This is a genomic window from Streptomyces sp. SS1-1, from assembly GCF_008973465.1.
GTDB lineage: Bacteria > Actinomycetota > Actinomycetes > Streptomycetales > Streptomycetaceae > Streptomyces.
The window spans coordinates 7,452,887-7,474,928 of sequence record NZ_WBXN01000004.1 but is presented as its reverse complement, the minus strand read 5'-3'; the positions used below and the strand labels follow the sequence as shown (position 1 = coordinate 7,474,928).

Below are 22,042 nucleotides of genomic sequence, written 5' to 3'. Positions count from 1 at the left end.
CGGTTGATGCGGCACGGATAGCCTGCGCGAATGGAACGGTGGGAACGGTCGGAACGGTCGGAACGGATGCAGCGTGCCGGCGGTGCGGTCGTCGGGGCGGCGGTGGGTGACGCGCTCGGTGGTCCCTTCGAGTTCGGTCCGCCGGGCGCGTTCTCGGCACGGTTCCCCATGCCAGGCGCCGGTGGTGAGATGTGCGGAGGCGGCGGCTGGGATCCCGGCGAGGCCACCGACGACACCCAGATGGCAGTGCTGCTCGCCGAGTCGCTGCTGGAGCGCGGCGGACTGGATCTGCCCGACATCTTCGCCCGCTTCCAGCGATGGGCGACAGCGGAACCGAAGGACATCGGCCTGCAGACCGAAGACGTCCTGACGAACGGTATGCCCTGGGATCTCGCCGCCGCGATCCATTTCCAGGTCAACCAACGAGCGGCCGGCAACGGCTCGTTGATGCGGGCGTCGACCTCTGCGGTCTACTTCGCCCCCGCAGGCCAGGAAGTCACCATGGACGCGGCCCGCCGCATCGCCGCCCTCACCCACGGCGACCGTGCGGCCTGGGAAGGCACCGCGATCTTCCACGAACTCATCCGCGTGACACTCGAGGACGTCGATCCCCTCGCCGCCCTCCCGGACATCCTGACCCGTGTCCACCCCGACCATCGCGGCCGATATTCCGCAGTGCTCGCGCCGGACTGGCACCCCGATCAGGCGACCGAGTTCAACGGTGCTGTCTGGCCCTGCCTGGGCTCCGCCGTCTGGGCCCTGCGAACCACCGGCGGCTTCGAAGAAGCGCTACGCGCGGCAATCGACCTCGGCGGTGACACGGACACAGTCGCCGCCGTCACCGGCGGCCTCGCGGGCGCCTACTACGGGCTGGACGCCATCCCCGCCCACTGGAGCCAACCGCTCCATGTCCCTCTCCCGGGCTTCGACGGGCGAGTATTGGACCTGGCCGACTTGCTTGACCTCGCTCACCGGCTCGCACGCTGAACCTCGCCTCCCGCACCATGCGACCGCGCGGCAGGCCTGGCGCTCGCTCAGCGGTGCGGGTACCAGGTGTTGCCTTCCTGTCGCCCTTTGTGCTTCGTACGCAGTTGCCTGCGCGACGTGCCGCTCGGCAAGGCAGCGGCAAGGGCTCCATATTGAGGTGGGTCGGAACCTGCGACATGTGCAGACTCCACGCATGGCTGCTGATACCGCCGTCTCACCCCACCAGAGGGCCCTGCGACATATCGCGGCGGCGTCTGCGGGGAAGCCCCTTCCTCCGGACCTCAGGATGACCATGCACTTTCACCCTGCCCGAGTTGCGGAGCACCGTCCTATCCTGGTGCGAATGGCTGAGGACGGTGTCTACAGGTCACAGTTCGTCACAGGTACGAGTAACGGCGGGCTGACCGCTCACCCGGGCGGAGACCGTTGGCGCTGGGAGAGTCGCATCTTCGCCGGCGCCTATGACGACGCCGCACCGGACCAGCGCCCTGTCTACGGCGCATTGAACTACCGCCGCGATCCGATCGGCGGTGCCCCTCGTTTCGGTTCCTCGTACTTCAGGCTGACGTCTCATGCCCTGACGCGCGCCACGTTCTGTTACCCGGACAGTTCCGCTGCACCGTCTCACTTCGGCGTCGCCCGTCGATGCTCACTTCTCGAGTTTGCCGAGGCCGCGGACATGGATCCTCTGGACGGCCACATCGAGGCGCAGATCCACGGGCCGGTCAGGTTCGACCGCGATGTGGAGGCGCTGGTGCTGGACCCCAGCTATCGGGGCACAGCGGTGGAACATGCGGCGGAACGTCTGCCTTGCCCCGTCGGATGGCACCCCGGTTTCCGGCTGAGCGTGGCTGAACTGCGTCGCCATCCGCAGTATCGCGGACAGGCGTATGTGGACCTGGGAGCCGAGATCGCTCACGGTGGCTGGATCACTCCCAGGGACATCGGAAACGCTGCCAACACGGGCCGATACGCCCGCCACGACCTCAAGAAGGTCTGGCATTGCCTGGCCCGGTTCGGGAACCTCAGCGGCTGTTGACCTATGCAGTGCCGCCTTCGGCGCGTCGGCAGCAGTACGGCTACTGTTCTACGCCGCTGCGGCATCCGAGTCCCCTGCGGAGGAACGGCTCCCGGTCAGGCTCTGGCCCATGTCTGGTCACGCCAGTTCGGCAGTCCCATGTCCAGCCATTCCTCGACGGTCCTGCGCCAAGGATCCGAGGGATCGCATCCGGCGACGTCCGCCCAGGCGTCCTCCGCCAGGTCCGGGTCGATGAACAGGCCGTCGAGGTATGCGTCGAAGTCGTCGGCGACCTTCGTGAAGACGTGGCGGCCCAGGTATCCCGGCCAGGAGATCGCGTGGACGAACGCGTGGACTTGGCCGTGCGTGGCCGGGTTCAGGTCCAGGAAGAGGACATCGTTACCGCCGTTGCGGGCGATGGGCAGAAGGCCGGTCGGCGGCATGTTTTCGGCGGGCCGCTCGCTACGACTGTGCCGGTACTCGCCCAGGAGAGTGCCCCAGCCGTACTCCCCGGCATCGTTGCGGCCCAACTGATAGAGGCAGTCGAAGCTTTGGACCGCTTCTGGTTCGCAATCCGGGATACGAACCGAGTAAGCAAGTCTCTCACCGCCGACGGTTTCCAGGAAGGAGCGATATGCGCGGGGCAGGGGCAGCCCGATCTCCCGCTCAAGGGCGGCGCATTCGCCTGAGTCGAACGGTGTGAACGGGCCGCTCACCAGGCGTCCTCTATACGTGCGCGCGAGTTCCTGTGACACGGGACGGATTGTGGCATGCGGCCGTTCGTGTGCAGTCCCCTGTGGGGGCGGAGCCATATCTCGCGTGCCCTGCGCGACCTTGCACCCTACGATCACCCGGGACGACTGCCGAGGGGGCGGGATGCTCGAGAACACTGAGGCCGGGGCCGGTGCGGCGGCGCGGCTCGCGGAAGGTGCGGCGCTGCGCAGCACGATGGACATCAGCGACCCCGACGACTGGCTCGCCCTGGACGCAGGAGTGCGTGAGGTGGCCTGGTACTGGCCGCTGCCTCTACCGGCGTGGGAGCAGTCCGCTCCCTTGCCTGCCGACCTCAGTCAGCTCGACGAGTCCCGGCTCGCGCTCGCTCTCTGCCACCGCGACGGGCGCATCCGGCAGGAGGCTCTGCGCCAGTCGGTCCGACACCCCGGGCTGCTGCCGCTCGTCGTGATCCGCTGCGCCGACTGGGCCGGGCCCGTGCGGGAGCTCGCCCGGGAACTGCTGCGCGAGGCCCTGGACGTGGATTCTGCCCTTGCCCTTACGCCGCTCGTCCTCCGCCTCGCCCGCCGTGACCGGGGCGCCGCCGGCGCGGACGAACTCGGCCGCACCCTGCGCCAGGCGTCCCGCGAGCAGCTGGCCATTCTCTTCAGTGCCTCCGACCGCGCTGTCCGACGGTTCGCGTATCGCCTGGCCGTCGAGGAGCGGCTGCTCCGTCCCGTCGAGCTGGCCCGCGCGGCCGCACACGACCAGGACACCGTGGTCCAGGACCTGTGTGCCACGGCGGCGCTCTCGTCGGTGACGGATGAGCATCCCTACGAGGAGGTTCTGGCGCCTCTGCTGTCCGCACGCAACCCGCGTACCCGGTCGGCCGGTGTCACGGCGCTGAGACGGACAGGGCGTTCGGAACAGGCGGAGCCGTTCCTCAGCGACCGCTCGGCACTCGTACGTGCGTGCGCCCGGTATGTCGTACGGCAGCAGGGAGGTGATCCGGCGGACTGGTACCGGAAGCGATGCGCCGCGCCGGAGGATCCGGGTTTGTCTCCTGGCGCGGTCGTCGGGCTGGCCGAGTGCGGGGAGCGTGTTGACGCCGGGCTGCTGCGGCCCCTGCTCATGCATCCGACGGCCGGGGTGAGGGCGGGAGCGGTGGCAGGGCTACGGGTATTGGACTGCACAGACGTGGACCGCTTGTTGCCGCTCCTTGACGACTCCGCCGCCGGTGTCGTCCGCGAGACCGTCCTCGCACTTCTGCCTTCCGCCGAGCAACTGCCCGCCGACTGGCTCTTGGAGCGCACCGGACCCGAGCCCCCGCGCCACGTCCGCCTCGGCGCGTTTCGGTTGCTCGACGCGCGCGGCGGCATCGTGGCGCTGCGCGCGGCCGTCGGCCTGCTCGAGGACTCGGACGGCAAACTGCGCACCTGGGCCGCGCAGTCGGTGCAGCGCTGGCGTCCGACGCCGGGTGTGCGGCGCGGGGATGCGGAGGTGGAGGAACTGCTCGACCGGTGCGGACACCTCTTCAGCGACTACGTACTGCGCCGCCGCAAATGGGAAGCCGGGGTCGGCCGCTGATCCCCCCTCCCGCGATGGGTGGGGAGCGACGCAGCATGCCTGGACAACGTTGGTTGCATCCTCGCCGGTCGCAGTCGATTCCTCCGCGGCCTCAGTAGTGTGCTGCGCATGACCGACACCGAGATCACCGCGGACCTGGTTCGCGAGTTGCTGCGGGCGCAGCATCCGGACCTCGCGGGGCTGGCCATCCGTGAGGTGCCGGGCGGCTGGGGCAATCAAATGTGGCGTCTCGGCGACGAGTTGGCGGTGCGCGTCCAGCGTATGGATCCCACTCCCGAGCTCCAGCTCAAGGAGCGGCGGTGGCTCCCCGAGCTGGCTCCGCTCCTGCCGCTACCGGTACCGACACCGGTGCGATGCGGCGAACCGTCCGAGGGCTACCCCAAGCACTGGACGGTCATGACATGGGTTCAGGGCGAGCCCCTCGACCACAGTTCGATCAGTCGTAGCACCCACGCGGCCGACGCGCTGGCGGGCTTTCTCCGGGCGCTCCACGTGGAGGCGCCCGCCGAAGCGCCGATCGGTTCGGACTTCGGCACGCCCCTCAAGGCGTGCGCCGACGGCTTCGACCGCTTCTTCGACGCCGTTGTCCTCGACGGCAACGCCGACGAGGTACGGGCCGTCTGGGACGATGCCGTCGCGGCCCCCGAGTGGCAGGGGCCGCCGGTGTGGGTGCACGGTGACCTGCATCCCGCGAACGTCGTCGTCGCGGACGGCACGCTTTCCGGCATCGTCGACTTCGGTGCCCTGTGCGCCGGCGACCCGGCCTGGGATCTCGCCGCGGCATGGGTGCTGCTCCCGGCGGGCGCGGCTTCACGGTTCCTCGACACGTACGCCCGTGCCGACCAGTCGGCGATCCGGCGCGCCCGTGGCCTGGCCGTGATGAAGAGCCTCTTCCTCATGCTCATGGGTCAGAACGGAGATCGGGGCCTTCCTGGCGGCAAGCCCCACTGGGGGCCTGCGGGCCGAGCCGCAGTCGAGCGTGTTCTGAACGGCATGTGATGCGCGCTCGAGCTACCCCTCGGCCTGGACTGGTACGAGGTCGGACATCACCGTGATGCGGGCAAGCGTGGCGAGGGTGGCTCGTCGGGTCCGGCGCCTGCACGACCGTTCGGCTGCCACTGACGGAGCAGGCAGGTCGCACGCCAGACGCCTGCCGAACCGGGCCGTGCCGGGCCGGGCCGGGCCGTGCCTTGCCTTGCCTTGCCTTGCCTTGCCTTGCCTTGCCTTGCCTTGCCGCAGCCTGCAAAGCCGGATGTGGGATCAGCCCGTCAGTGGGGTGAGAGGGTCCGGTCGGGACAGCGCCTCGGACAGTGGCAGGCCGTCCCTCGTGGCGACGGACCGACGGGCCCGCAGTTCAGCGCGTGTCCGTGGGCGGTACGTGGGTTCCCTGCCGCACCCGCAGACCGACCGCCCCTCGTAGCGCAGCCCCGCGCCCAACACCGCGGCCACGACGGACCAACCGTGGACGTCACGCCTTCGCGGCGGAGCGAAGTCGTGGCCGGCGCAGATGAGGGGCCGAGAACAGTTCGGGCACAGGTGCTCCCGCCGTGGGCACTCCTCCCGCTTGAAGCTGACCCGGCACGAGGTGCACGCGTAGTGCAGCTTGTAGGAGGTCACGGCGTAGCGGCACATCCGCTCACGGTACCGACCGGTCCCGCGAGCAGACCACCCGATTCGAGCGGCCAGCACCAGACCTATGTTCGCAGTTCCTGCTTTCCGCCCGCGAGGGTGCTGACTCCCCGCCGACGGCGACTGCCTTACTCAACCTGCGGTGGCCGTCGACCTCACCTGCCACGCACGCCCATGCCCGGGATGGTCGCCGACGCCTCCGTCGGGTTGACGGTTCCGGTTCCGCTGCGGTCCGGGGCCGGGGCGGGTTCGGACTCCGAGTCGAGAGCATTGCGGACGGCCGTCAGGATGTCCTCGGTGTCGGCTCCGAGCGCGCGGGCGGCGGAGGTGAAGTCCCGCGCAAGTGTGCCGAGTTGGTGGGCGTCGTGCCCGTGCGTGGCGGGGAGTTCGGCGACGCGGGTGCCCGCGCCGCGGCGGGTCCGGATCAGTCGCGCGGCCTCGAGCTCGCGGTAGGCGCGCGCCACGGTGCCCGGTGCCAGACCGAGGTCGGTGGCGAGTTGCCGTACGGTCGGCAGACGCTCGCCCTCGGCCAGCCTGCCGGTACGGATGAGGGCCGCCAGCTGGGCGCGGATCTGCTCGTACGGCGGTACCTGGCTGGTGGTATCGACGCGGACGGCGCGGTCACTCATCGTCGCCACTCCTCTCGCCCGCCACATCGTCGTCGACCGCCCGCGGCGCCACCACGGTCAGCAGGGACCATCCGAACGTGAACACGCTCAGCAGGCCCAGGGGGCAGACCACCACAACGGTGACCGCGCCCAGCGGGCCCGCGCAGGGCCCGTCCATGAGGGCGACCAGGAATATCAGTACGACGAGGAGGGCCTGACACGACACGAGCAGTCCCCAGGCGCCCACGATGGCCCAGGCGCGGTCGCGGCGCTGCTGGTGGTCGCCCGGCCCGGAAGCGATGCGTCGCAGCGCCCAGACGCAGGCCGGGGTCGCTACCGCGAGGGCACCGAGCATCGGGCCGCTGTAGTACAGCCCGGGCCAGGGGCCGACGGAGGAGCGCACTCCGTCACAGACGACGTCCATGACGCGCCCCGCCCCGCCTGTCCGGTCGCGGCCGGAGGATGCCGTCACAGCCCCCATGCCCAGCAGTACGAGAAGGGAGCCGCCTTCCAGCAGGAGCAGGGGCGTCATACGTGGCGGCACATGGTCGCGCACCAGGCGTGGGGCGAGGCTGGCGGTACGGACCGCTTCCTGTGGGCGCAACGTCAGGGCGTCGCCGATGAGGACCCCGGCCACCGCGCACAACCCGAACGCGGTGACGGCCAGGACGAGAGGCGTCGTGATGTCCCCGCTCTCTATGGTGAGCAACTGCCGTGCGACCTCGACGCCGATCGCCAGGCCGGACCAACGGGCGTAGTGGTCGGCGTGGTCGAGGAACCGGGACTGGAGCGGGACGATGTCGAGCACGTGAGGATCCCCCAAGGCACCTTGTACCAAACGATGGATACAAGATGCCCTGTGACGAAAACTTGTGTCAAACCCTCGATACAAGAAAGTCGCTACGACTCGTCGGAATAAGCCTGCTTGCGCGGGGAGGCCGCCGGCCGGTCGGCCGCGCGAGCCAGTTGCCGCTCAGCCGGAGGTGCGCTTGCGGTAGCGGATGTGCGTGCTCAGCGGGGAGTGGAGCACCTCGACGGGGTCGAAATCGAAGGTCGCGACACCATCGAACAGGCTCTCGCCACTGCCGAGGAGGACGGGCGCGATGTCCAGGGTGAGTTCATCGATCACCCCGGCGTTGAGTGCCTGGCGAACCGTCGAAGCGCCACCCGCGATGTCCACGCCCTTGCCGTCGGCGGCTTCGAGCGCCTGTGCGTATGCGGCGTCGAAGCCTTCGGTGACGAAGTGGAAGGTGGTCCCTCCCTCCATCTCGATGGGCTCATGGGCGTATCGAGTGAGCACGAAGACGGGCGCGTGGTAGGGAGGCTCAGGGCCCCACCATCCCTCCCAGGCCTCGTCCCACTCGCCCCGGATCGGCCCGAACATGTTGCGGCCCATGACGTAGGCGCCCCGCGGGCGCATCAGCCAGCCGGTGGCCGTCTCGTCGGCTTCGGTCGCGCGCGGATCGCCGATGTGCCAGCTGTGCAGCTCCAGTCCGCGTTTGCCCAGCGGATGGTCCCGGCTCTGGTCGGGCCCGGCGGCGAAACCGTCGAGCGAGATGGACATGTGACAGGTGGTGTCGGTCATCAGCTTCTTCCTCAAGGCAGCGGTTGCGAGGAGTGTGTGCGGCGTGAGGCTCTTGGGCCCACGCCATACATAGACCGGCAAGGGCCGGCGATGATCCGGATCGACCCGGCCGACCATCTCGTGACCGGCGCGGCCGGCTGCATCCTCAGGTCCCTTGGCACGTCCTCACGATCGCAGTACGGCCGACGGGACGCGAACCGATTTCTGCAGGTCTGAGACGTGAGCGGAGGCCGACAGAACCGAGATCACGGGTTCAGGTCCAGTAGCAGTCCTGTGTGGCTTTCTCACCCAGGGACGCCGAGCGGCGGATGCTCGAGCACACGCGGCTTGTACTCGACCATCTGGGTACGGCCGTCGAAGGTGCGGTGATCGGTCATCTCCAGGGCGACATCCGGGTAACCGTCGTAGATGCGCTCCTCGCCCGTGGCCCCGGTGATCACCGGGAACATCACCACGCGGAATCGATCGACGAGTCCGGCCCGCAGCAGCGACCGGGACAGGCTGAGGCTGCCGAGCGTGCTCAGCAGCCCCGAGCCCTCCGCCTTCAGAGCGCGGACCGCCTCGACCGCGTCGCCGCGGACCAGCGTGGAGTTCGCCCACGTCAGGGGGTCCTCCAGGGACGAGGAGAACACGACCTTCGGCGCCTGTGTCAGCTCGTCGACGGACGCCTCTTCCTCGGGCCTGAATTCGTCCTGGCCGGCGGGGACCTCCCCCGCCGCGAATCCCGACATCAGGCGGTAGGTCTTCGCCCCCATCAAGTACGTGACCTTCGGCTGTTCCCCGAGCCATCCGAGGTACTCCGGGCCCTCCAGGCCCCAGAATCCGGGCCACCCCTCACCCGACGCGTATCCGTCCAGGGAAGTGATGAAATCGACCATGAGCTCCGACATGGCAGTGTCCCCTTCCTAAGTGGTCACCAGCTTGGACCGGCCGGCAGCCGCAAACTCATCGCCCGCGCTGCGGACAGCGCGGAATCCCACGACGATGCACCCGGTCAGGTCCGCGGAGCCGGTCCGTACGAGTCGCGGCCGTGAGGGTGTGCGAGGAGAACGACTCGATCAGCCTCGACGTCGTAGCCGAGGACTGGGTGGTCGTAGTCGCCCTCCGGGTCCATCAGCACCGGTTTGCCCAAGCGCCGCCCGATGTCCCTGAGGAAGCCGCAGAGCACGTCCAGTCGGTCCTGGCCCTGCAACTCCCGCAGGCCGACGTCGAAGTCGACTTCGTCCTCGGCGTGGAAGCGGAAGATCGCCAACACATCGGCGGTCGGCCAGACCCGCAGCTCCGGGCACTCGGCATCGGCCGGACGGGACAACACGGCCTCGGCCCGAGGCACGGGCAGCACCACCCCTCCCTCGGAGTACCGGCGCCTCGAGCCCTTGTGCACGACAAGATCGAGAACCGCTTGCCAGTCCTCCATCGAGGCATGCGGGACGGGCACGTCCGGCAACGACCCCATCAGGTCCAGGTCGAACACGCGCCTCACGTCACCCCACAGCAGATCAGCCACCCCGCCATGGTGGCTGGCCGTCCAACGCGACGCGCTGCCGTTTCCCGTCGCCAAGGCATGGGGCCTCCGGGCCGCTGTGGCTGGTCGGCTCTGCGACGAGGCAGCCCGACGGCGTACTCGACAATGACCTCATGGACGTCACCGAGCTACTTGAATCGGCCTCCCTCCTCGTTCCGCAAGAGGTCACGACCGAGAACGACATCTCGGTGCAGGACGTCTGGGACTATCTCGTCCACGACGAATGGCAGATCGCGCTGAATCTGCTCGAGGAACTCGCGGACGGGCCACCGCTGCCCTTGGCCTTCTGGGAGCAGCTTGCCGAAGCTGCTGCGCAGCTTGGCCTTGACCGGAGCAGGGCCTGGTGTCACTGGCGGTGTTCCGAGATCAGGAACGGTGTGATCCGGGCAGACCTGACGTTGCGTCCCGCCACCGTGGCCCGACGGACAACGCCCATCCCGGGTCACGGTGTTCTGCGGCCCATGTGGGACATCGGCGATCTCTCACCCACCGGGAGCACCGCCGTCAGCATCGCCGGGCTCTGGGTCGAGGACATACCCTTCCTGCAGCCAGGCGGCCGAGCCAGCGTGCGCCTCGTTCCCCTCACCCCCGCCCACTGGACCCACGTCGTGACCGGCCAGCACATCACCATGCACGAGGATCGCACCGTGGCCGGCACGGCAGTCGTGCGCGAGGTTCACCTCCCGAGCCCCACCGCACATAACAGATCGTCCCAACTGGCTTGATCACTAAGCTGGCGGCCGTGATGGCGATGGTGGGACGTCTGGTGCCGGACGGGCTGTGGGAGCTGTTCCAGCGGGTGGTCCCGGCTGCACCGGTTCGTCCGCAGGGCGGCGGCCGTCGGCGCTACGGCGATCGCGAAGTGCTGGCGGCGATCCTGTTCGTAGCCACAACCGCTGTACCTGGCGACAGCTACCACCAGGCTTCGGCCCGTCCGGGCCGACCGCGCACCGCCCCTTCACCGAGTGGAGCCGGGCCCGGGTATGGGGCAAGCTTCACCGCCTGCTCCTGGACGAACTCGGCGCACGCGGGGAGTTGGACACGTCCAGGTGCGCGATCGACTCAGTGAACATGCGCGCAACGAAAGGGGGGATCTGACGGATCCGAATCCCGTAGATCGCGGCAAGAAGGGGTCAAAGATCCACTTGATCACCGAGCGATCCGGTCTGTCCCTCTCGATTGGGATCTCCGCCGCGAACACCCACGACAGTCAGGGTCTCGAACCCCTCGTACGCGGCATCCCGCCCGTCCGCTCACACCGTGGACCGCGTCGGCGACGCCCTGCCAAGCTCCACGGCGACAAGGGGTACGACTACGATCACCTGCGCCGGTGGCTGCGCTCACGGAGCATCACCCCGCGCATCGCGCGCAAGGGCATCGAGTCCTCCCAGCGCCTGGGCCGTCACCGCTGGACCGTGGAGCGGACGGTCGCCTGGCTTGCCGGGTGCCGCCGCCTGCACCGTCGGTACGAACGCAAAGCAGGACACTTTCTCGCCTTCGCCGGCATCGCTGCCGCTCTGATCTGCTACCGCAGACTTGCGAAGGTCATCACCTCGACGTGATCCGTAGAGTACGGCTCTAGAGGGTGCGGCCCAACGCGGTGGACCGCACCGCGGACACACCGTCGAGGAACTCATGACTGACTACCTGGCTGCCGTGTTGGAGATGCTCGGCCCGGCCCAGAACCGCTACGCGGACCCAGCTGCCTGGGACCGTCTCCACGCAGAGCTCGGCATAGAACTTCCGCCCGACTACAGGGCCCTCGTGGACGCGTTCGCCCCCATCCAGATCAACGGGCACCTGTACCTCTCCCACCCCGCGACCGAACGGTGGAACCTGGGCCAAAACATCCGCAGCACGGTCAAGGCATGGTCCGAGGTGCCGTGGGACGACCTCCATCTCGACCCGGACGAGGACCCCCGCCAGCTCTTCGGACTCGACGAGCTGAGCTTTGGCACCCGCAACGGGCTGTGGCCGATCGCGAGCACCGACCGAGGCGAGATCATCTTCCTGATCGCTGCCCCTGCGGCTCCGAGGCTCCTGGTGAGCTATGACGAAACCTGGGCGGAGCACCGCATGAGCTTCGCGGAATGGCTCTACCGCTATCTCATCGGCGAGGACATGAGCGGGCCCAACAGTGCAGCCTTTTACCCTGGCCCCGTGAAGTTGGAGCGCCTTCCGATGTCCGCTGACGAACGCACCGAACCTTGGTACGGCCCAGACCGCGGCATGTGAGAGGCCGCCGCTCCAGTCACAGCAGCCACCTAATGAGATCACTTCTAACTGGCTGTTCTCTATCCGTTCGCGTGCTCGGTCGGCCTCGAACAGGGGCCTGGATCGGGTGAGATTGCTGGTGGCGAGGCATGAGAGAAGGGCCTCTTGGTAGCTCGCGGATGTCGAGTCCAGCGAGGAGCAAGAGGCCCTGTTGTCGAAGTGTCGCGTGGTCACGGTCGCCGGGTCCAGTCCGGTCACTCCTGGGTGTGACTGTCTCGCCCACAGGTTCGGGAACGCGGCCGACAGGCCGGAGCGCCTGCCCCGGTACGGCTCGGACATGAGCGATGCCGAGTGGGCTCTGGTACGGGATCTGCTCCCGGTTCCTGGATGGCTGGCCGGTCGGGGCGGGCGGCCGGAGGGCTACTGCCACCGGCAGATGATCGACGCGGTGCGCTACCTCGTCGACAACGGCATCAAATGGCGAGCAATGCCCTCGGACTTCCCGCCCTGGCCGCGGGTGTATGCCTTCTTCGCCCGCTGGCGGGATGCGGGATTGATCGCCGAGCTGCACGACCGACTGCGCGGGTGTGTCCGCAGGGCTGAGGGCCGTGACCTGGAGCCGAGTGCGGCGGTCATCGACTCGCAGTCGGTGAAGGCGGACGCCACCGTCGCCCTCACCTCGCGGGGCTTCGACGCCGGGAAGAAGATCAATGGACGCAAGCGGCACCTGCTCACCGACACCCTTGGACTGTTGCTGTCCGTGCAGGTCACGCCGGCGTCCACGACCGACCGGGACGCCGCCCGGACCCTGCTGTCGGCGGCGACGGGCTGCTTCCGGCAGCTGTCACGGGTCTGGGCCGACGGCGGTTACACCGGCCACCTCGTCGACTGGGCTACCGCGCACCTCGCCCTCGTCCTGGACGTCGTCCGCCGCAGCGACGACGTCCAGGGCTTCCAGGTGCTGCCCCGCCGCTGGGTGGTGGAGCGATCTTTCGCCTGGTTCCTGCGCAGCCGACGCCTGGTCCGTGACTACGAACGGCGCACCGACACCAGCGAAGCCGTCATCCTGTGGTCGATGACCACCCTCATGAGCCGCCGCCTGGCCGCCCGGCAGCACAGCCCTGCTCCGCTGCGGGCAGCGTGAACCTGCCCGGTTTGACTTCGACCAGCCAGCCCCGTTCCACCAGCCTCTTCAGCCGTGCCCTCGCACCCTCGACGCGGGAGGCGGACGCACTGTCCCAGCCCAGCACCACCGCCGCCCGCCGGGCGCCGAGCCCGTCGCCTCCCGCCTCCACCGCGGCGGCCATCAACGCCTGGTAGTCCACCGACAACACCTCGCTTCCAGGGGCGTTGTCCCGGTGGGGCACCGCCCGGCGCGGCCCCACCGGCTTCTTCTGCGGTGCTCTGCCGCCCACCACGGCGGGCGCCTCCTCCTCGGCCAGCGCCTCCAGATACTGCTCCAGGCCGATCACCCGGCGCCTGAGCACCTCTTCGGCCTCCGCCAGAGCCGTCCGCACCCGCTCCAACTCGGCTTCGAGATCTTCCACCCGCACCGCCGCGGCCTTCTGCCGCGATTCCAGCACCGCCCGCATCGACGGCATCCGCCACCCCCACAACGTCTCGACCAGCAACGGACCGAGACTCCCTCGCCAGCCGCCATGCCATGCCGGACCAGCGGAAACCGCACACGAGGTTCGGAAAGAGAACGACCTCTAAGAGATAGGGGCACTCCCGCTGTCCTGGCCGTCTTCCCGCTAGGACGTCACGCGGGCCGCCGCCCGGCCGCGAGCAGCCACCGCCAGTGTCGTCGCTCCGTGAGGAGAGTGACTGCGGCGAGCGCGGACACCAGGACCGCAGCCCACGCCGGCCAGATGAGCCAAGCCGAGATCACGGCTGCGACGAGCTGGAGAAGCACCAACAGGATGGTGCCCCAGCCCGGCACGGGGATGATCACGTGCGCTTTGTCTCCCGGGGTGGAGAAGAGCGTCGGGAGGCCGATCAGGACCACCACGGACAGGACAGCGAGCAGCCACGAGTGCCGGGAGAGCGGGTGGCGACCCAGGCGACCAGTTCGGTCGCGAAGCGCAAGGCCGATGCCGTGCGGTCGTCCGGTCGTTCCACGACTGCCCCCCCCTCGGAAGTCATGAGTCCCGGGTGGATGATGCCACAGCCCGCACCGGCACCCGCAGTTGAGCACTCCGGGTCCCCGGCGGCGGTGAGCTCAGGCCGATGCTCGGACCGCGTCGCAGATCGCGTCGATGACCATGCGGGGCTGCACACGTGGATGTCATGGCCTGTGGCGACACCGAGTCCCCGCTGCGCTCCATGCCGGTGATCCGCGACCGCTGGTCGTCGCCCGGGGCGTCGTGCGCGGGGTCGTCCGGATCGAGGATCGACTGCATCGAGGAACGGATGCCAGTCATCGGCTGCTCTGGCGGCGTCCCCATTGCCTGCTGCCTGCTGCCTGCTGCCATGCGACGGGAAGGCCGGGGCCGCTTCGACCTCCCCAGGCTTGACAGCCCCCGCCCTCCCGCCGGACAGCTTGGCGATTACCCCGATGATCCCCACCTATTCTCAGCGTCTTTCCCGGCCTGCACGGAAGCCGGACCGCCGCGCAAGCATGGGCGTTGTGAAGTGCCTGCTGATCAGCTCAGCAGCGGGGCGCAGGGCGCGGCGAGTCATCGTGGTGATCTTCGTCTCGTGTGACTCGGATCAGGCTTCAGGGTCGCACGTCCGGAGCCCGGTGACGTAGTTGCCGTCCGTCCCGTAACCGGCGAACGTGGCCCGTCCTCCCGGCTCGATCACACGGCACGGGGCCCACTGGTTGTTCGTGTACTCGACAGTGACGGATACGGCGTCGACGCAGCCGTTCTGCACGTCGGTGTAGCGCCAGCTCTGGAAGTACTCGACGCACTGCGGGGCCGGCTCTCCGACGGTCGCCGCAGCCGACGGGGTGTCGGTCAGGCATATCAGGAGGCCCGCGGCGGCGAGGGCGGGGAGAGCGATGAAGGTGGGTCTGTGTCGCGTCATGTGGTTGGCCATGCGGCGCATCCTCAAGGCACCACGGACACTCTTGCAAGTTTCAGCAAGGAATTTCAGACAGACTTCGTTAGTGCATACAAAGAAGCAGGCCATCACATACATGAGGGCCTGTAATCGTTGCATTGCGGCCCCAACCCCGGGGCATCCACCGCCCCGACGTCCGCAACTCTTTACATCGCTGTCCTTGTGAGCCGACCTACGACGTGGCATGCATGCGGCGTGCAGACTCGCCCCCATCGCCCCCATCGCCCCCATCGCTCCCTCCCGCGGTCGGCCCGTCGACCCGGGCGAACGACGGCATGACGAAGGCGCCGACGATGAGGGCGAGCCCGGACAGATGCATGCGGCGTTGGCCGAATCTCGTGATGAGCCGGTCCCAAAGACCGGGCACGGTCGAGCAGCGGCCCGACCGCGCCGCCGGTCCCGGGTGTCAGTCGATCGTGACGCTCGCGCCTGCCGTGAGGTGCCGGTACCGGGCCGGGATTCCGGGGCCCCGCTCGCCCAGGAGACCGGAGACCACCGCGGTGCCCACGTTGTTGAGGGCGCCGTCGTGCACGGCGTAGGCGTCGCGGGGAGCGACCTCGCGCACGTAGTCGATCAGGTCCCCGATGGTGGACCAGGGAGCGTGCACCGGCAGCAGCAGCGTGTCGACCGGCGTGCTGGGGACCGTCAGCGCGTCTCCGGGGTGGAAGAGGGCGTCGTCCACCATGAAACCGATGTTGGGGATGCGCGGGATGTCCGGGTGGAGGACCGCGTGCCAGGTCCCGTGGACGCGGATGTCGAAACCGGCGGCGCTGAAGGCGTCACCCTCCCCCGTGGTGACGACCTGCGTGCCGATGCCGTCCAGTTGCTCGGCGACGGAGGAGTTGGTCCAGATCCGCAGCCCGGGGCGCTCCGCGGCGGCCCGGCGCAGCACCTCCTCCGAGAAGTGGTCGAAGTGCTCGTGCGTGACGAGTACGGCGTCGGCGCCCTCAAGGGCCTCCGGGTCGGTCAGGCCGCCCGGGTCGATGACCAGACGGCGCCCGTCCTTCTCCAGCCGCACGCACGCGTGGCCGAACTTCGTGAGTTCCATGATCGCCCGCACCTCTCAGTCTTTCGTGGAGCTTATTTGTACAACTAAACTGTACAACATGGTTTTGGGGTTGCGGCTACGATGAACGGCATGCACGAAGACGCCCTGGCCGAGGAACTGCGGCGGACGCTCGGGGAACTGGTCCGGGCGGCCCGGACCGTGGACACCATGCCGCCCGGCGAGGCCGCCATCCTCGGGTTCCTCGACCGGAATGGCCCTCTGACGACGGCCGACCTCGCCCGCCTGCGCGGGGTCACCCATCAGTCGGCCGCGAAGTCGGTCAAGGACCTCTCCGCCGAGGGCCTGGTCCGTGGCGAACCGCACCCCGATGACGGCCGCAAGCTCCTGCTGCACCTCACCGAGGCCGGACGGTCCCGTCTCGAGCGGGAACGCACGCTGCGCGCGGGCGCGCTGGGTGCCGCCATCCGCGAGACCTTCGACGCCGATGAGATTCAGCGGCTCGGTGAGGCGGTCGCTCTGCTGTCCCGCCTGACCGACCGCCTCACCGGGCGCTGATACCGCGATCCGTGCGCTCGAGGAGCCGGTTCCTTCATGCGGCGCTACCGTCGTGAAGGTGACTGGAGTCCATGCCGACCGGCACTGGTCCGCATCCATGCCGGCCGCGTACGAGCAGTACCTCGTCCCGGTCGTCTTCCGCCCCTTCGCCAAGGACCTGGCCGACCGGGCGGCGGCGCTGCGCCCTCGGCGCGTTCTCGAACTCGCCGCCGGTACCGGCGCGTTGACGGCCGGACTGCTGGCTTCCCTGCCGTCGGCCCACGTCACGGCCACCGACCTCAACGAAGCCATGGTCGCCTTCGGGTCGGCACGCGCCCCGGGCGCGATGTGGCGGCGGGCCGACGCGCAGCGGCTGCCGTTCCCGGACGGAGGCTTCGACCTGGTGGTCTGCCAGTTCGGCGTGATGTTCTTCCCCGACCGCGTCGCGGCCTTCGGCGAGGTCGGCCGGGTACTGGCCGCGGGCGGCCGGTTCCTGTTCAACACCTGGGGTCCGCTGGAGAAGCATGGCTTCGAGGTCGCGCTGCAGGCCGGGTTGGAGCGGGCGTTCACCGTCGATCCGCCCGAGTTCTTTCGGACGGTTCCGCACGGATACGCCGATCCTTCCCTCGTCACCGCCGACTTGGCCGCCGCCGGGTTCGCCGTCGAGGACGAGCGGGAGCTCACGCTCACGGGCCGGGCCGACTCGACCACCGACCTCGCCACCGGCTATCTCACCGGGACGCCCGTGCGCGCGGCCGTCGAGGCGCACGGCGACGGACCGGCCGTCCGGGCCGCGGTGATCGAGGAGATGACAGCCCGGCTGGGCCCGGGGCCGGTCGCCGCGGCCATGACCGCCTACGTCTTCCGTGCCGCCCCGCGAGCAGGCCTCTCAGGCTTCCGAGTGAGTCGTCCCTGACATCGGCGAGTTGTGGCTGCTTACTGCTCCTCCGGCTGGGGCTGCTGACCGCTCCCGACGGTGGGGATCCGCAGGTTCCAGCGGCCGGATCTGCCGGTGAGCTGGACGGCGGCGAGCGGCGGCACGTCGATGCGCCAGAACGACTGCTGCGGCGCACCTGTCGCATGCAGCAACGCCGCCCGGGCCACGGCCTGTTCGACGACGGCCAGGACTCGGCCGCCCGAGTCGTCGGGCAGCCCCTCCAGCCAGGCGGAGACCCGGCGGCACAGCCGCGCCACCGACTCGCCGCCGTGCGGTGCCGCTTCGGGATCGGACATCCACCGGGCGAGCCCGGTCCCATCGGCGGCCGCGACCTCGTCCGGGCTCCGGCCCTGCCAGTCGCCCATGTCCATGTCCCGCAGGACCGGTTCGACGGCGACGGCGTCCCCCGCAAGGGCCCACGCCGTCTGCCGGCACCGCTGGGAAGGCGCCGTGAGCCAGGTGCCGGGCGACGGCAACGATCCGGCCATTCCTCGGACTTGCTCCAGGGCCCTCTCGTCCAACGGCGTGTCCCCGCCGAACCGCACGTCGCGTTCCGTCGGGGCCGCGGCGCGCAGCAGCGTGAGCCGGATGGTCATGGGGGGCCTTTCCGCGAGGTCGGTTCATCGTAGGTGGCGTACGCCATGTTGGCCGAACTGCGCATTGCCCCTACCATCTGGGGCGACAAGGACGACAGCGCTACGGAAGTCCGGTGCAAGCCCGGCACGGTCGCGCCACTGTGTGCCACCCCGCCAGCCAGGTGGGGCGGTGAGTCAGACCCAACGCTGTCGTCGAGTGCTCCACACGACGCGGGACGCGTAGTTCCCGAGGAGGTCTCGCCATGGCGCAGTCCACTGCCGCCCCCACCCCCACCACCCAGACCCTCGCGCCGCTGCCGCTGCGGGCGGTCGCCCCCTGGGCCGTCTTCGTCGGCGTCCTGATGCTGGTCCTGCTGTACTTCGTCGGTGCCGAGCAGGGTGCCACCGCCCTGGTCTCCGGTGAGGGCGTGCACGAGTGGGTGCACGACGCCCGGCACCTCCTCGGCTTCCCCTGCCACTGACGGAGCCGTCCTCGATGAACTCCGTCACCGTACGCACCTTGCTGGTGCGCGGCATGCTCGCCGGCCTGGGCGCCGGCGTGCTCGCCTTCGTCTTCGCCTTCCTGGTCGGGGAAGGCCCCGTGGACGCGGCCATCGCGTTCGAGGAGGCCGGTTCCCATGAACACGGCCACGGCGGCGAGGCACTCGTCAGCCGCGGCGTGCAGTCGACCGCCGGTCTCGCCACGGGCGTGCTCGTCTTCGGTGTCGCCATCGGCGGCATCGCGGCGCTCGCGTTCTGCTTCGCGCTGGGCCGTATCGGCCGGTTCGGGGCGCGGTCCACGGCGGCGCTCACCGCGCTGGCCGGGTTCCTGCTCCTGTACCTGCTGCCGATTCTGAAGTACCCGGCGAACCCGCCCGCCGTCGGCAATCCCGACACCATCGGCAAGCGGACCATCCTGTTCGTGGGGATGATCGCCCTGAGTGTCCTGCTGGGCATCGCGGCGATCCTGCTGGGGCGCAAGCTCGCCCCGGCGTGGGGCAATTGGAACGCCTCCATCGCCGCCGGCGTCGCCTTCGTCGCGGTCGTGGCGGTCGTGATGGCCGTGCTGCCGCCGGGGGACAACACCCCCAAGGGCTTCCCGGCGACCGACCTGTGGGAGTTCCGGGTGGCCTCGATCGGCATCCAGGCCGTCCTGTGGGCCGCCTTCGGGTTGTTCTTCGGCTTCCTGGCCGAACGCGTCCTGGAGCCGAGGCAGGCCCGCGAGAAGGTCGCCCCGCTGGCCGTCTGAACGGGACCACGGGCGGTGGGGTCACTGGGGGCGCGCCCAGTGACCCCGCCGCTGCGGTGCGGCGCGGCTCGGTGCGGCTCGGGCGGTGCGGTGCGGTTCCGGCGGGCGTGGTTATGTTGGCCTTTCGGGGCCGCTGCCTCCAGCTCGTCTGGACGCCGTTCATAATGAACCGCAACCCTTCGCGATCGCGGCCTGTTCCGTCCAACCGCCGCCGGGAATCGCTCGCGCCCGCCTCTCGAAGGCACCCGACCAGGAGGAACCAGTGTCACGGCCGGTACCGCTCACTCCCGAGGGGAGACTCACGGAAGTTAAGGAGCAGTTGGGACTTCCGCCCGTCGTCGTCATCTGCGGTTCCACCCGGTTCATGTCCGAGATGGGCCAGGCCGATGTGCGGGAGACCGAAGCCGGGAGGATCGTCGTCAAGCCGGGGTGCGACCTGAAGTCGCCGAACCCGCTCTGGTCGGACCCTGATCAGGCCGAGGCTCTCAAGCTGCGGCTGGACGAGCTGCACCGGGCGAAGATCCGGCTCGCCGACGAGGTCCTCGTGGTCGGCGACTACATCGGGGACAGCACCCGGGCCGAGATCGCCTACGCCCGGTCACTCGGCAAGCCCGTGCGGTTCACGCATCCCGAGGTCGACCCCGACGCCGCTCACTAGCCGTGCCCCGCGAGGGCGTGCGGATCGAGGCGGCTGATGAGACGACGGCTGACGCGCTGGAGTTCCTCGTCGTGGGCGATGTCCTGGAATCTGCCGCCGCGCCGGGGTTCGGCCAGTTGCTCGCGGAGCAGGGGCAGGGCGGGTGCGGCCAGGGCGCCCATGCGGTCCAGGCAGGTCACGACGTGGTTGGCCGTCGCCGGATTCTGCGCCATGGCCTGTATCAGGACGTCGAGGACGGCCGGTGCCTCGGCTTCCCCTCCGACCGCCCAGAGCGCGGCCGCGGCGTGCACCCGGACCCATTCGTAGTCGTGGGTGAGGAGCTTGCGCAGTCGTGGCAGGGCGGCGGCCGCGGAGGGCCCCATCTCTCCGAGCAGGTCTGCCACGTCGTCGCTGATGGGGAAGCTGATGCGGTCGTCGAGGATGTCGAGCAGGTGGGGCATGACCTCGTCGGTCAGGTCTGTCAGGTCCCGTCCGACGGCCCAGAGCGCGGCGACGGCGGCGGGACGTACGTGCGCGTCGGTGGAGGTGGTCAGCGCACGGATCATGTCCGTCGCGCCGGCAGCCGTCGACCCGAACGTCCGCAGCGCCCCCAGCGCCGACCGCGTGACTCCGTGCTGCTCATGGCGTACGGCGGCGTCGAGCGTCTCCGTCAGCACGCTGACCGCAGCGGTGCCGCCGAGCGTGGTGAGGGCGGTCATGATCGCGTTGGCGCCCATGGCCGTCCACTGCTGGGACAGGTCGAGGCGGCGCAGGTGATCGCAGAGCCTGGGCACCAACTGGTCCGCCGCCCGCGGCAGATGACCTGCCACCTGGATGGCACGCCAGGCGTCGGCGTCGGCGTCGGCGTCGGCGTCCAACGCGACCAGCAGACTCGGGACGGCACGCGTGTCACCCTGGCGCGCCAAAGCCCGTACGGCCTCCTGGTGGCTTCGGCGCACCAGCGCGTCGGACGTCATCCACACGTCCGGGCCGTGGAGGGCGAGGTGGGCCTCGACGTGGGCGGCGAGTGCCTCCCGGGCCGGGGCGGCGATCAGGTGGCAGCACTCCAGGACGGTGGCGGCCTCGGCCGCGATTTCCTGGTCCGGCGTGGTGAGCTGATCGGCGACCAGCAGGAGGAGCTGGGTGTGGTCCCCACGCCAGCCCCGTATCAGCTCCCCGCTCATACGGACGGCGTCCAGGCGGGCACCGGGGGCGGGGCTGTTCACCTGCTCGGCCAGCACGGCGGTCCGCTCAGGCACGCGGTCGCCCAGGACCTCGTGGAACGAACGCAGCAAGGCCGTAGTCGGCGCGTGGACGCGTGCGTGCCGGTCGAGGTCGGCGAAGGCTGCGACGATCTGGGGCGGGACCCCGTCCGCCGGGGCCGCCAGGGCCTCCGGGCGGCTGTGGGCCGGTGCGATGTGCCGTGCGGGCAGATCGTGGACGGTTGCGCGCAACAGGTCGACGGCGTCCGCCACAAGGTCCTCGCCGATGTCGTCCGGAGTACAGCGGAACCGCTGGATAAGGGCCGCGAGCCGGATCGCCGGGTCCTGGGCCGTGTCCGCGGCGAGCCCGGTGAGCCAGTCCGTGATCGGTGGCGCGGCCTCCGGGAGGCGTAGCGCCAGGGCGGCCGCAGTGTCCACGATCCGCAGCCGTGCGGAGATGCCCTCCTCGACGGCGAGTCGCTCGTGCAGCACCTCGGCGGCCCGGTCGGCGTCGTCCAGGAAGAGCCCGACCGCGCCGATGGCGGCCAGGCGTACGTCCGGATCGGGATCACGGGCGAGTTCGGCGAACCGTTCGCCCCGCTCGCGGAGGAAGGCGACGGACTGCCCGCAGCCCATCGGCGGGTAGTAGCCGACCTCGGTGCCGTCCTCTTCGAAGCCCCGGTCCAGGGACTCCCGGCCGATGCTCACCAGCAGGGCGACGGCAGAGGCCCGGTCGGGCGTGGCGCTGTCGACGGCCAGCTCGAACAGGAAGGGCAGACTGGCCGCCGTCGCCGGGTACACGCTGCCCTGGTGGTGGACGGCGCTGTAGAAGCGGTCGAGGGCCGTACGGCGTTCCTCGGCGTCCGGGGAACGCAGCGCCCTCAGCAGCGCCGGCACCTCCTCGGCCGAACCGTATGCGTGCGTCAGGGATGCCCAGTCGATGTCGTGGATTCCGTCGAGCATGATCCG

The 22,042-nt window shown here is 69.7% G+C and carries 24 protein-coding genes and 1 pseudogene; 13 read left to right on the top strand and 12 right to left on the bottom strand.

Annotation, left to right across the window (positions count from 1 at the left end; translation table 11 throughout):
• The first annotated feature begins 30 nt into the window (after positions 1 to 30).
• The gene (locus F8R89_RS35655; protein ID WP_225994595.1) at positions 31 to 987 is read left to right on the top strand and encodes an ADP-ribosylglycohydrolase family protein; all 957 of its coding nucleotides are present in this window, start codon (positions 31 to 33) and stop codon (positions 985 to 987) included.
• 193 nt (positions 988 to 1,180) lie between these two features.
• Entirely contained in the window at positions 1,181 to 2,026 is an 846-nt protein-coding gene (locus F8R89_RS35650; RefSeq protein ID WP_192806319.1) for a DUF3626 domain-containing protein, read from the top strand.
• Positions 2,027 to 2,121: 95 nt separating this feature from the next.
• Here the strand turns inward: F8R89_RS35650 and F8R89_RS35645 are convergent, their stop codons facing one another.
• Positions 2,122 to 2,760, bottom strand: coding sequence for an SMI1/KNR4 family protein (locus F8R89_RS35645; protein WP_225994594.1), 639 nt, complete (start codon positions 2,758 to 2,760; stop codon positions 2,122 to 2,124).
• A 121-nt stretch (positions 2,761 to 2,881) separates the two neighbouring features.
• Between F8R89_RS35645 and F8R89_RS35640 the strand changes: the two genes are divergently transcribed.
• Both F8R89_RS35640 and F8R89_RS35635 read left to right on the top strand, forming a co-directional pair.
• Positions 2,882 to 4,303 carry a hypothetical protein gene (locus F8R89_RS35640; protein WP_225994593.1) on the top strand — a complete coding sequence of 474 codons (1,422 nt, stop codon included), beginning with the start codon at positions 2,882 to 2,884 and terminating at the stop codon, positions 4,301 to 4,303.
• Between the two features lie 108 nt (positions 4,304 to 4,411).
• Positions 4,412 to 5,302: a phosphotransferase gene (locus F8R89_RS35635; protein ID WP_151787891.1), complete on the top strand. Its 891-nt coding sequence runs from the start codon at positions 4,412 to 4,414 to the stop codon at positions 5,300 to 5,302.
• Between the two features lie 785 nt (positions 5,303 to 6,087).
• Here F8R89_RS35635 and F8R89_RS35625 read toward each other — a convergent pair.
• The 5 genes from F8R89_RS35625 to F8R89_RS35605 form a co-directional block, all read right to left on the bottom strand.
• Positions 6,088 to 6,561: a GntR family transcriptional regulator gene (locus F8R89_RS35625; protein ID WP_151787889.1), complete on the bottom strand. Its 474-nt coding sequence runs from the start codon at positions 6,559 to 6,561 to the stop codon at positions 6,088 to 6,090.
• Positions 6,554 to 7,348 (bottom strand): hypothetical protein, encoded by a 795-nt coding sequence (locus F8R89_RS35620; protein WP_192806318.1) that lies wholly within the window; start codon positions 7,346 to 7,348, stop codon positions 6,554 to 6,556. Before F8R89_RS35620 ends, F8R89_RS35625 begins: the two co-directional genes overlap by 8 nt.
• Positions 7,349 to 7,513: 165 nt before the next feature.
• Positions 7,514 to 8,125, bottom strand: coding sequence for a dihydrofolate reductase family protein (locus F8R89_RS35615; protein ID WP_151787887.1), 612 nt, complete (start codon positions 8,123 to 8,125; stop codon positions 7,514 to 7,516).
• A gap of 284 nt (positions 8,126 to 8,409) precedes the next feature.
• The gene (locus tag F8R89_RS35610) at positions 8,410 to 9,015 is read right to left on the bottom strand and encodes a dihydrofolate reductase family protein (protein ID WP_151787886.1); all 606 of its coding nucleotides are present in this window, start codon (positions 9,013 to 9,015) and stop codon (positions 8,410 to 8,412) included.
• A gap of 104 nt (positions 9,016 to 9,119) precedes the next feature.
• Positions 9,120 to 9,632: a hypothetical protein gene (locus F8R89_RS35605; RefSeq protein WP_192806317.1), complete on the bottom strand. Its 513-nt coding sequence runs from the start codon at positions 9,630 to 9,632 to the stop codon at positions 9,120 to 9,122.
• A 131-nt stretch (positions 9,633 to 9,763) separates the two neighbouring features.
• On the opposite strand from F8R89_RS35605, the gene F8R89_RS35600 reads away from it, so the two are divergent.
• The 4 genes and pseudogenes from F8R89_RS35600 (at position 9,764) to F8R89_RS35580 (ending at position 13,008) form a co-directional block, all read left to right on the top strand.
• The gene (locus F8R89_RS35600) at positions 9,764 to 10,375 is read left to right on the top strand and encodes a hypothetical protein (RefSeq protein ID WP_151787884.1); all 612 of its coding nucleotides are present in this window, start codon (positions 9,764 to 9,766) and stop codon (positions 10,373 to 10,375) included.
• A gap of 26 nt (positions 10,376 to 10,401) precedes the next feature.
• A pseudogene (locus F8R89_RS35595) lies at positions 10,402 to 11,212 on the top strand (IS5 family transposase).
• A gap of 73 nt (positions 11,213 to 11,285) precedes the next feature.
• Positions 11,286 to 11,885: an SMI1/KNR4 family protein gene (locus tag F8R89_RS35590; protein ID WP_151787883.1), complete on the top strand. Its 600-nt coding sequence runs from the start codon at positions 11,286 to 11,288 to the stop codon at positions 11,883 to 11,885.
• 316 nt (positions 11,886 to 12,201) lie between these two features.
• Positions 12,202 to 13,008, top strand: a complete 807-nt coding sequence (locus F8R89_RS35580) for an IS5 family transposase (protein WP_151786115.1) — start codon at positions 12,202 to 12,204, stop codon at positions 13,006 to 13,008.
• On the opposite strand, the gene F8R89_RS35575 is transcribed toward F8R89_RS35580, so the two are convergent.
• The 4 genes from F8R89_RS35575 to F8R89_RS35560 all read right to left on the bottom strand — a co-directional run bounded on the left by F8R89_RS35575 (position 12,950) and on the right by F8R89_RS35560 (position 15,978).
• Positions 12,950 to 13,456, bottom strand: coding sequence for a hypothetical protein (locus tag F8R89_RS35575; RefSeq protein WP_151788280.1), 507 nt, complete (start codon positions 13,454 to 13,456; stop codon positions 12,950 to 12,952). The genes F8R89_RS35580 and F8R89_RS35575 overlap by 59 nt on opposite strands.
• A 170-nt stretch (positions 13,457 to 13,626) precedes the next feature.
• Complete coding sequence (locus F8R89_RS35570; RefSeq protein WP_318841312.1) at positions 13,627 to 13,875, bottom strand: hypothetical protein; 249 nt, start codon at positions 13,873 to 13,875, stop codon at positions 13,627 to 13,629.
• Between the two features lie 701 nt (positions 13,876 to 14,576).
• The gene (locus tag F8R89_RS35565) at positions 14,577 to 14,894 is read right to left on the bottom strand and encodes an alpha-amylase (protein ID WP_225994592.1); all 318 of its coding nucleotides are present in this window, start codon (positions 14,892 to 14,894) and stop codon (positions 14,577 to 14,579) included.
• A gap of 442 nt (positions 14,895 to 15,336) precedes the next feature.
• Positions 15,337 to 15,978, bottom strand: a complete 642-nt coding sequence (locus F8R89_RS35560) for an MBL fold metallo-hydrolase (protein WP_151787881.1) — start codon at positions 15,976 to 15,978, stop codon at positions 15,337 to 15,339.
• 90 nt (positions 15,979 to 16,068) lie between these two features.
• Here F8R89_RS35560 and F8R89_RS35555 point away from each other — a divergent pair, with 90 nt between their 5' ends.
• Together F8R89_RS35555 and F8R89_RS35550 are read left to right on the top strand one after the other, a co-directional pair.
• Positions 16,069 to 16,494 carry a MarR family winged helix-turn-helix transcriptional regulator gene (locus F8R89_RS35555; protein WP_151787880.1) on the top strand — a complete coding sequence of 142 codons (426 nt, stop codon included), beginning with the start codon at positions 16,069 to 16,071 and terminating at the stop codon, positions 16,492 to 16,494.
• A gap of 97 nt (positions 16,495 to 16,591) precedes the next feature.
• A complete protein-coding gene (locus F8R89_RS35550) occupies positions 16,592 to 17,389 on the top strand; it encodes a class I SAM-dependent methyltransferase (protein ID WP_151788419.1) in 798 nt (265 codons plus the stop codon).
• A gap of 20 nt (positions 17,390 to 17,409) precedes the next feature.
• Here the strand turns inward: F8R89_RS35550 and F8R89_RS35545 are convergent, their stop codons facing one another.
• On the bottom strand, positions 17,410 to 18,006 hold the full coding sequence (locus tag F8R89_RS35545) for a histidine phosphatase family protein (RefSeq protein ID WP_151787879.1): 597 nt from the start codon (positions 18,004 to 18,006) through the stop codon (positions 17,410 to 17,412).
• 242 nt (positions 18,007 to 18,248) lie between these two features.
• On the opposite strand from F8R89_RS35545, the gene F8R89_RS35540 reads away from it, so the two are divergent.
• From F8R89_RS35540 to F8R89_RS35530, 3 genes are all read left to right on the top strand, one after another.
• Entirely contained in the window at positions 18,249 to 18,467 is a 219-nt protein-coding gene (locus F8R89_RS35540) for a CbtB domain-containing protein (protein ID WP_055620396.1), read from the top strand.
• 14 nt (positions 18,468 to 18,481) lie between these two features.
• Complete coding sequence (locus F8R89_RS35535; RefSeq protein ID WP_151787878.1) at positions 18,482 to 19,234, top strand: CbtA family protein; 753 nt, start codon at positions 18,482 to 18,484, stop codon at positions 19,232 to 19,234.
• A gap of 262 nt (positions 19,235 to 19,496) precedes the next feature.
• On the top strand, positions 19,497 to 19,892 hold the full coding sequence (locus F8R89_RS35530; RefSeq protein WP_192806316.1) for a hypothetical protein: 396 nt from the start codon (positions 19,497 to 19,499) through the stop codon (positions 19,890 to 19,892).
• Here F8R89_RS35530 and F8R89_RS35525 read toward each other — a convergent pair.
• A complete protein-coding gene (locus tag F8R89_RS35525) occupies positions 19,889 to 22,036 on the bottom strand; it encodes a HEAT repeat domain-containing protein (protein WP_151787877.1) in 2,148 nt (715 codons plus the stop codon). The genes F8R89_RS35530 and F8R89_RS35525 overlap by 4 nt on opposite strands.
• Positions 22,037 to 22,042: the final 6 nt, after the last annotated feature.

Excerpts from the sequence above, each read along its gene's own strand:
- F8R89_RS35615 (WP_151787887.1), bottom strand. The coding sequence starts at position 8,125 with ATGACCGACACCACCTGTCACATGTCCATCTCGCTCGACGGTTTCGCC.
- F8R89_RS35550 (WP_151788419.1), top strand. The coding sequence starts at position 16,592 with ATGCCGGCCGCGTACGAGCAGTACCTCGTCCCGGTCGTCTTCCGCCCC.
- F8R89_RS35540 (WP_055620396.1), top strand. The coding sequence starts at position 18,249 with ATGGCGCAGTCCACTGCCGCCCCCACCCCCACCACCCAGACCCTCGCG.
- F8R89_RS35640 (WP_225994593.1), top strand. The coding sequence starts at position 2,882 with ATGCTCGAGAACACTGAGGCCGGGGCCGGTGCGGCGGCGCGGCTCGCG.
- F8R89_RS35650 (WP_192806319.1), top strand. The coding sequence starts at position 1,181 with ATGGCTGCTGATACCGCCGTCTCACCCCACCAGAGGGCCCTGCGACAT.
- F8R89_RS35525 (WP_151787877.1), bottom strand. The coding sequence starts at position 22,036 with ATGCTCGACGGAATCCACGACATCGACTGGGCATCCCTGACGCACGCA.
- F8R89_RS35555 (WP_151787880.1), top strand. The coding sequence starts at position 16,069 with ATGCACGAAGACGCCCTGGCCGAGGAACTGCGGCGGACGCTCGGGGAA.
- F8R89_RS35655 (WP_225994595.1), top strand. The coding sequence starts at position 31 with ATGGAACGGTGGGAACGGTCGGAACGGTCGGAACGGATGCAGCGTGCC.
- F8R89_RS35545 (WP_151787879.1), bottom strand. The coding sequence starts at position 18,006 with ATGACCATCCGGCTCACGCTGCTGCGCGCCGCGGCCCCGACGGAACGC.
- F8R89_RS35590 (WP_151787883.1), top strand. The coding sequence starts at position 11,286 with ATGACTGACTACCTGGCTGCCGTGTTGGAGATGCTCGGCCCGGCCCAG.
- F8R89_RS35625 (WP_151787889.1), bottom strand. The coding sequence starts at position 6,561 with ATGAGTGACCGCGCCGTCCGCGTCGATACCACCAGCCAGGTACCGCCG.
- F8R89_RS35610 (WP_151787886.1), bottom strand. The coding sequence starts at position 9,015 with ATGTCGGAGCTCATGGTCGATTTCATCACTTCCCTGGACGGATACGCG.
- F8R89_RS35580 (WP_151786115.1), top strand. The coding sequence starts at position 12,202 with ATGAGCGATGCCGAGTGGGCTCTGGTACGGGATCTGCTCCCGGTTCCT.
- F8R89_RS35575 (WP_151788280.1), bottom strand. The coding sequence starts at position 13,456 with ATGCGGGCGGTGCTGGAATCGCGGCAGAAGGCCGCGGCGGTGCGGGTG.
- F8R89_RS35560 (WP_151787881.1), bottom strand. The coding sequence starts at position 15,978 with ATGGAACTCACGAAGTTCGGCCACGCGTGCGTGCGGCTGGAGAAGGAC.
- F8R89_RS35565 (WP_225994592.1), bottom strand. The coding sequence starts at position 14,894 with ATGACGCGACACAGACCCACCTTCATCGCTCTCCCCGCCCTCGCCGCC.
- F8R89_RS35635 (WP_151787891.1), top strand. The coding sequence starts at position 4,412 with ATGACCGACACCGAGATCACCGCGGACCTGGTTCGCGAGTTGCTGCGG.
- F8R89_RS35600 (WP_151787884.1), top strand. The coding sequence starts at position 9,764 with ATGGACGTCACCGAGCTACTTGAATCGGCCTCCCTCCTCGTTCCGCAA.
- F8R89_RS35535 (WP_151787878.1), top strand. The coding sequence starts at position 18,482 with ATGAACTCCGTCACCGTACGCACCTTGCTGGTGCGCGGCATGCTCGCC.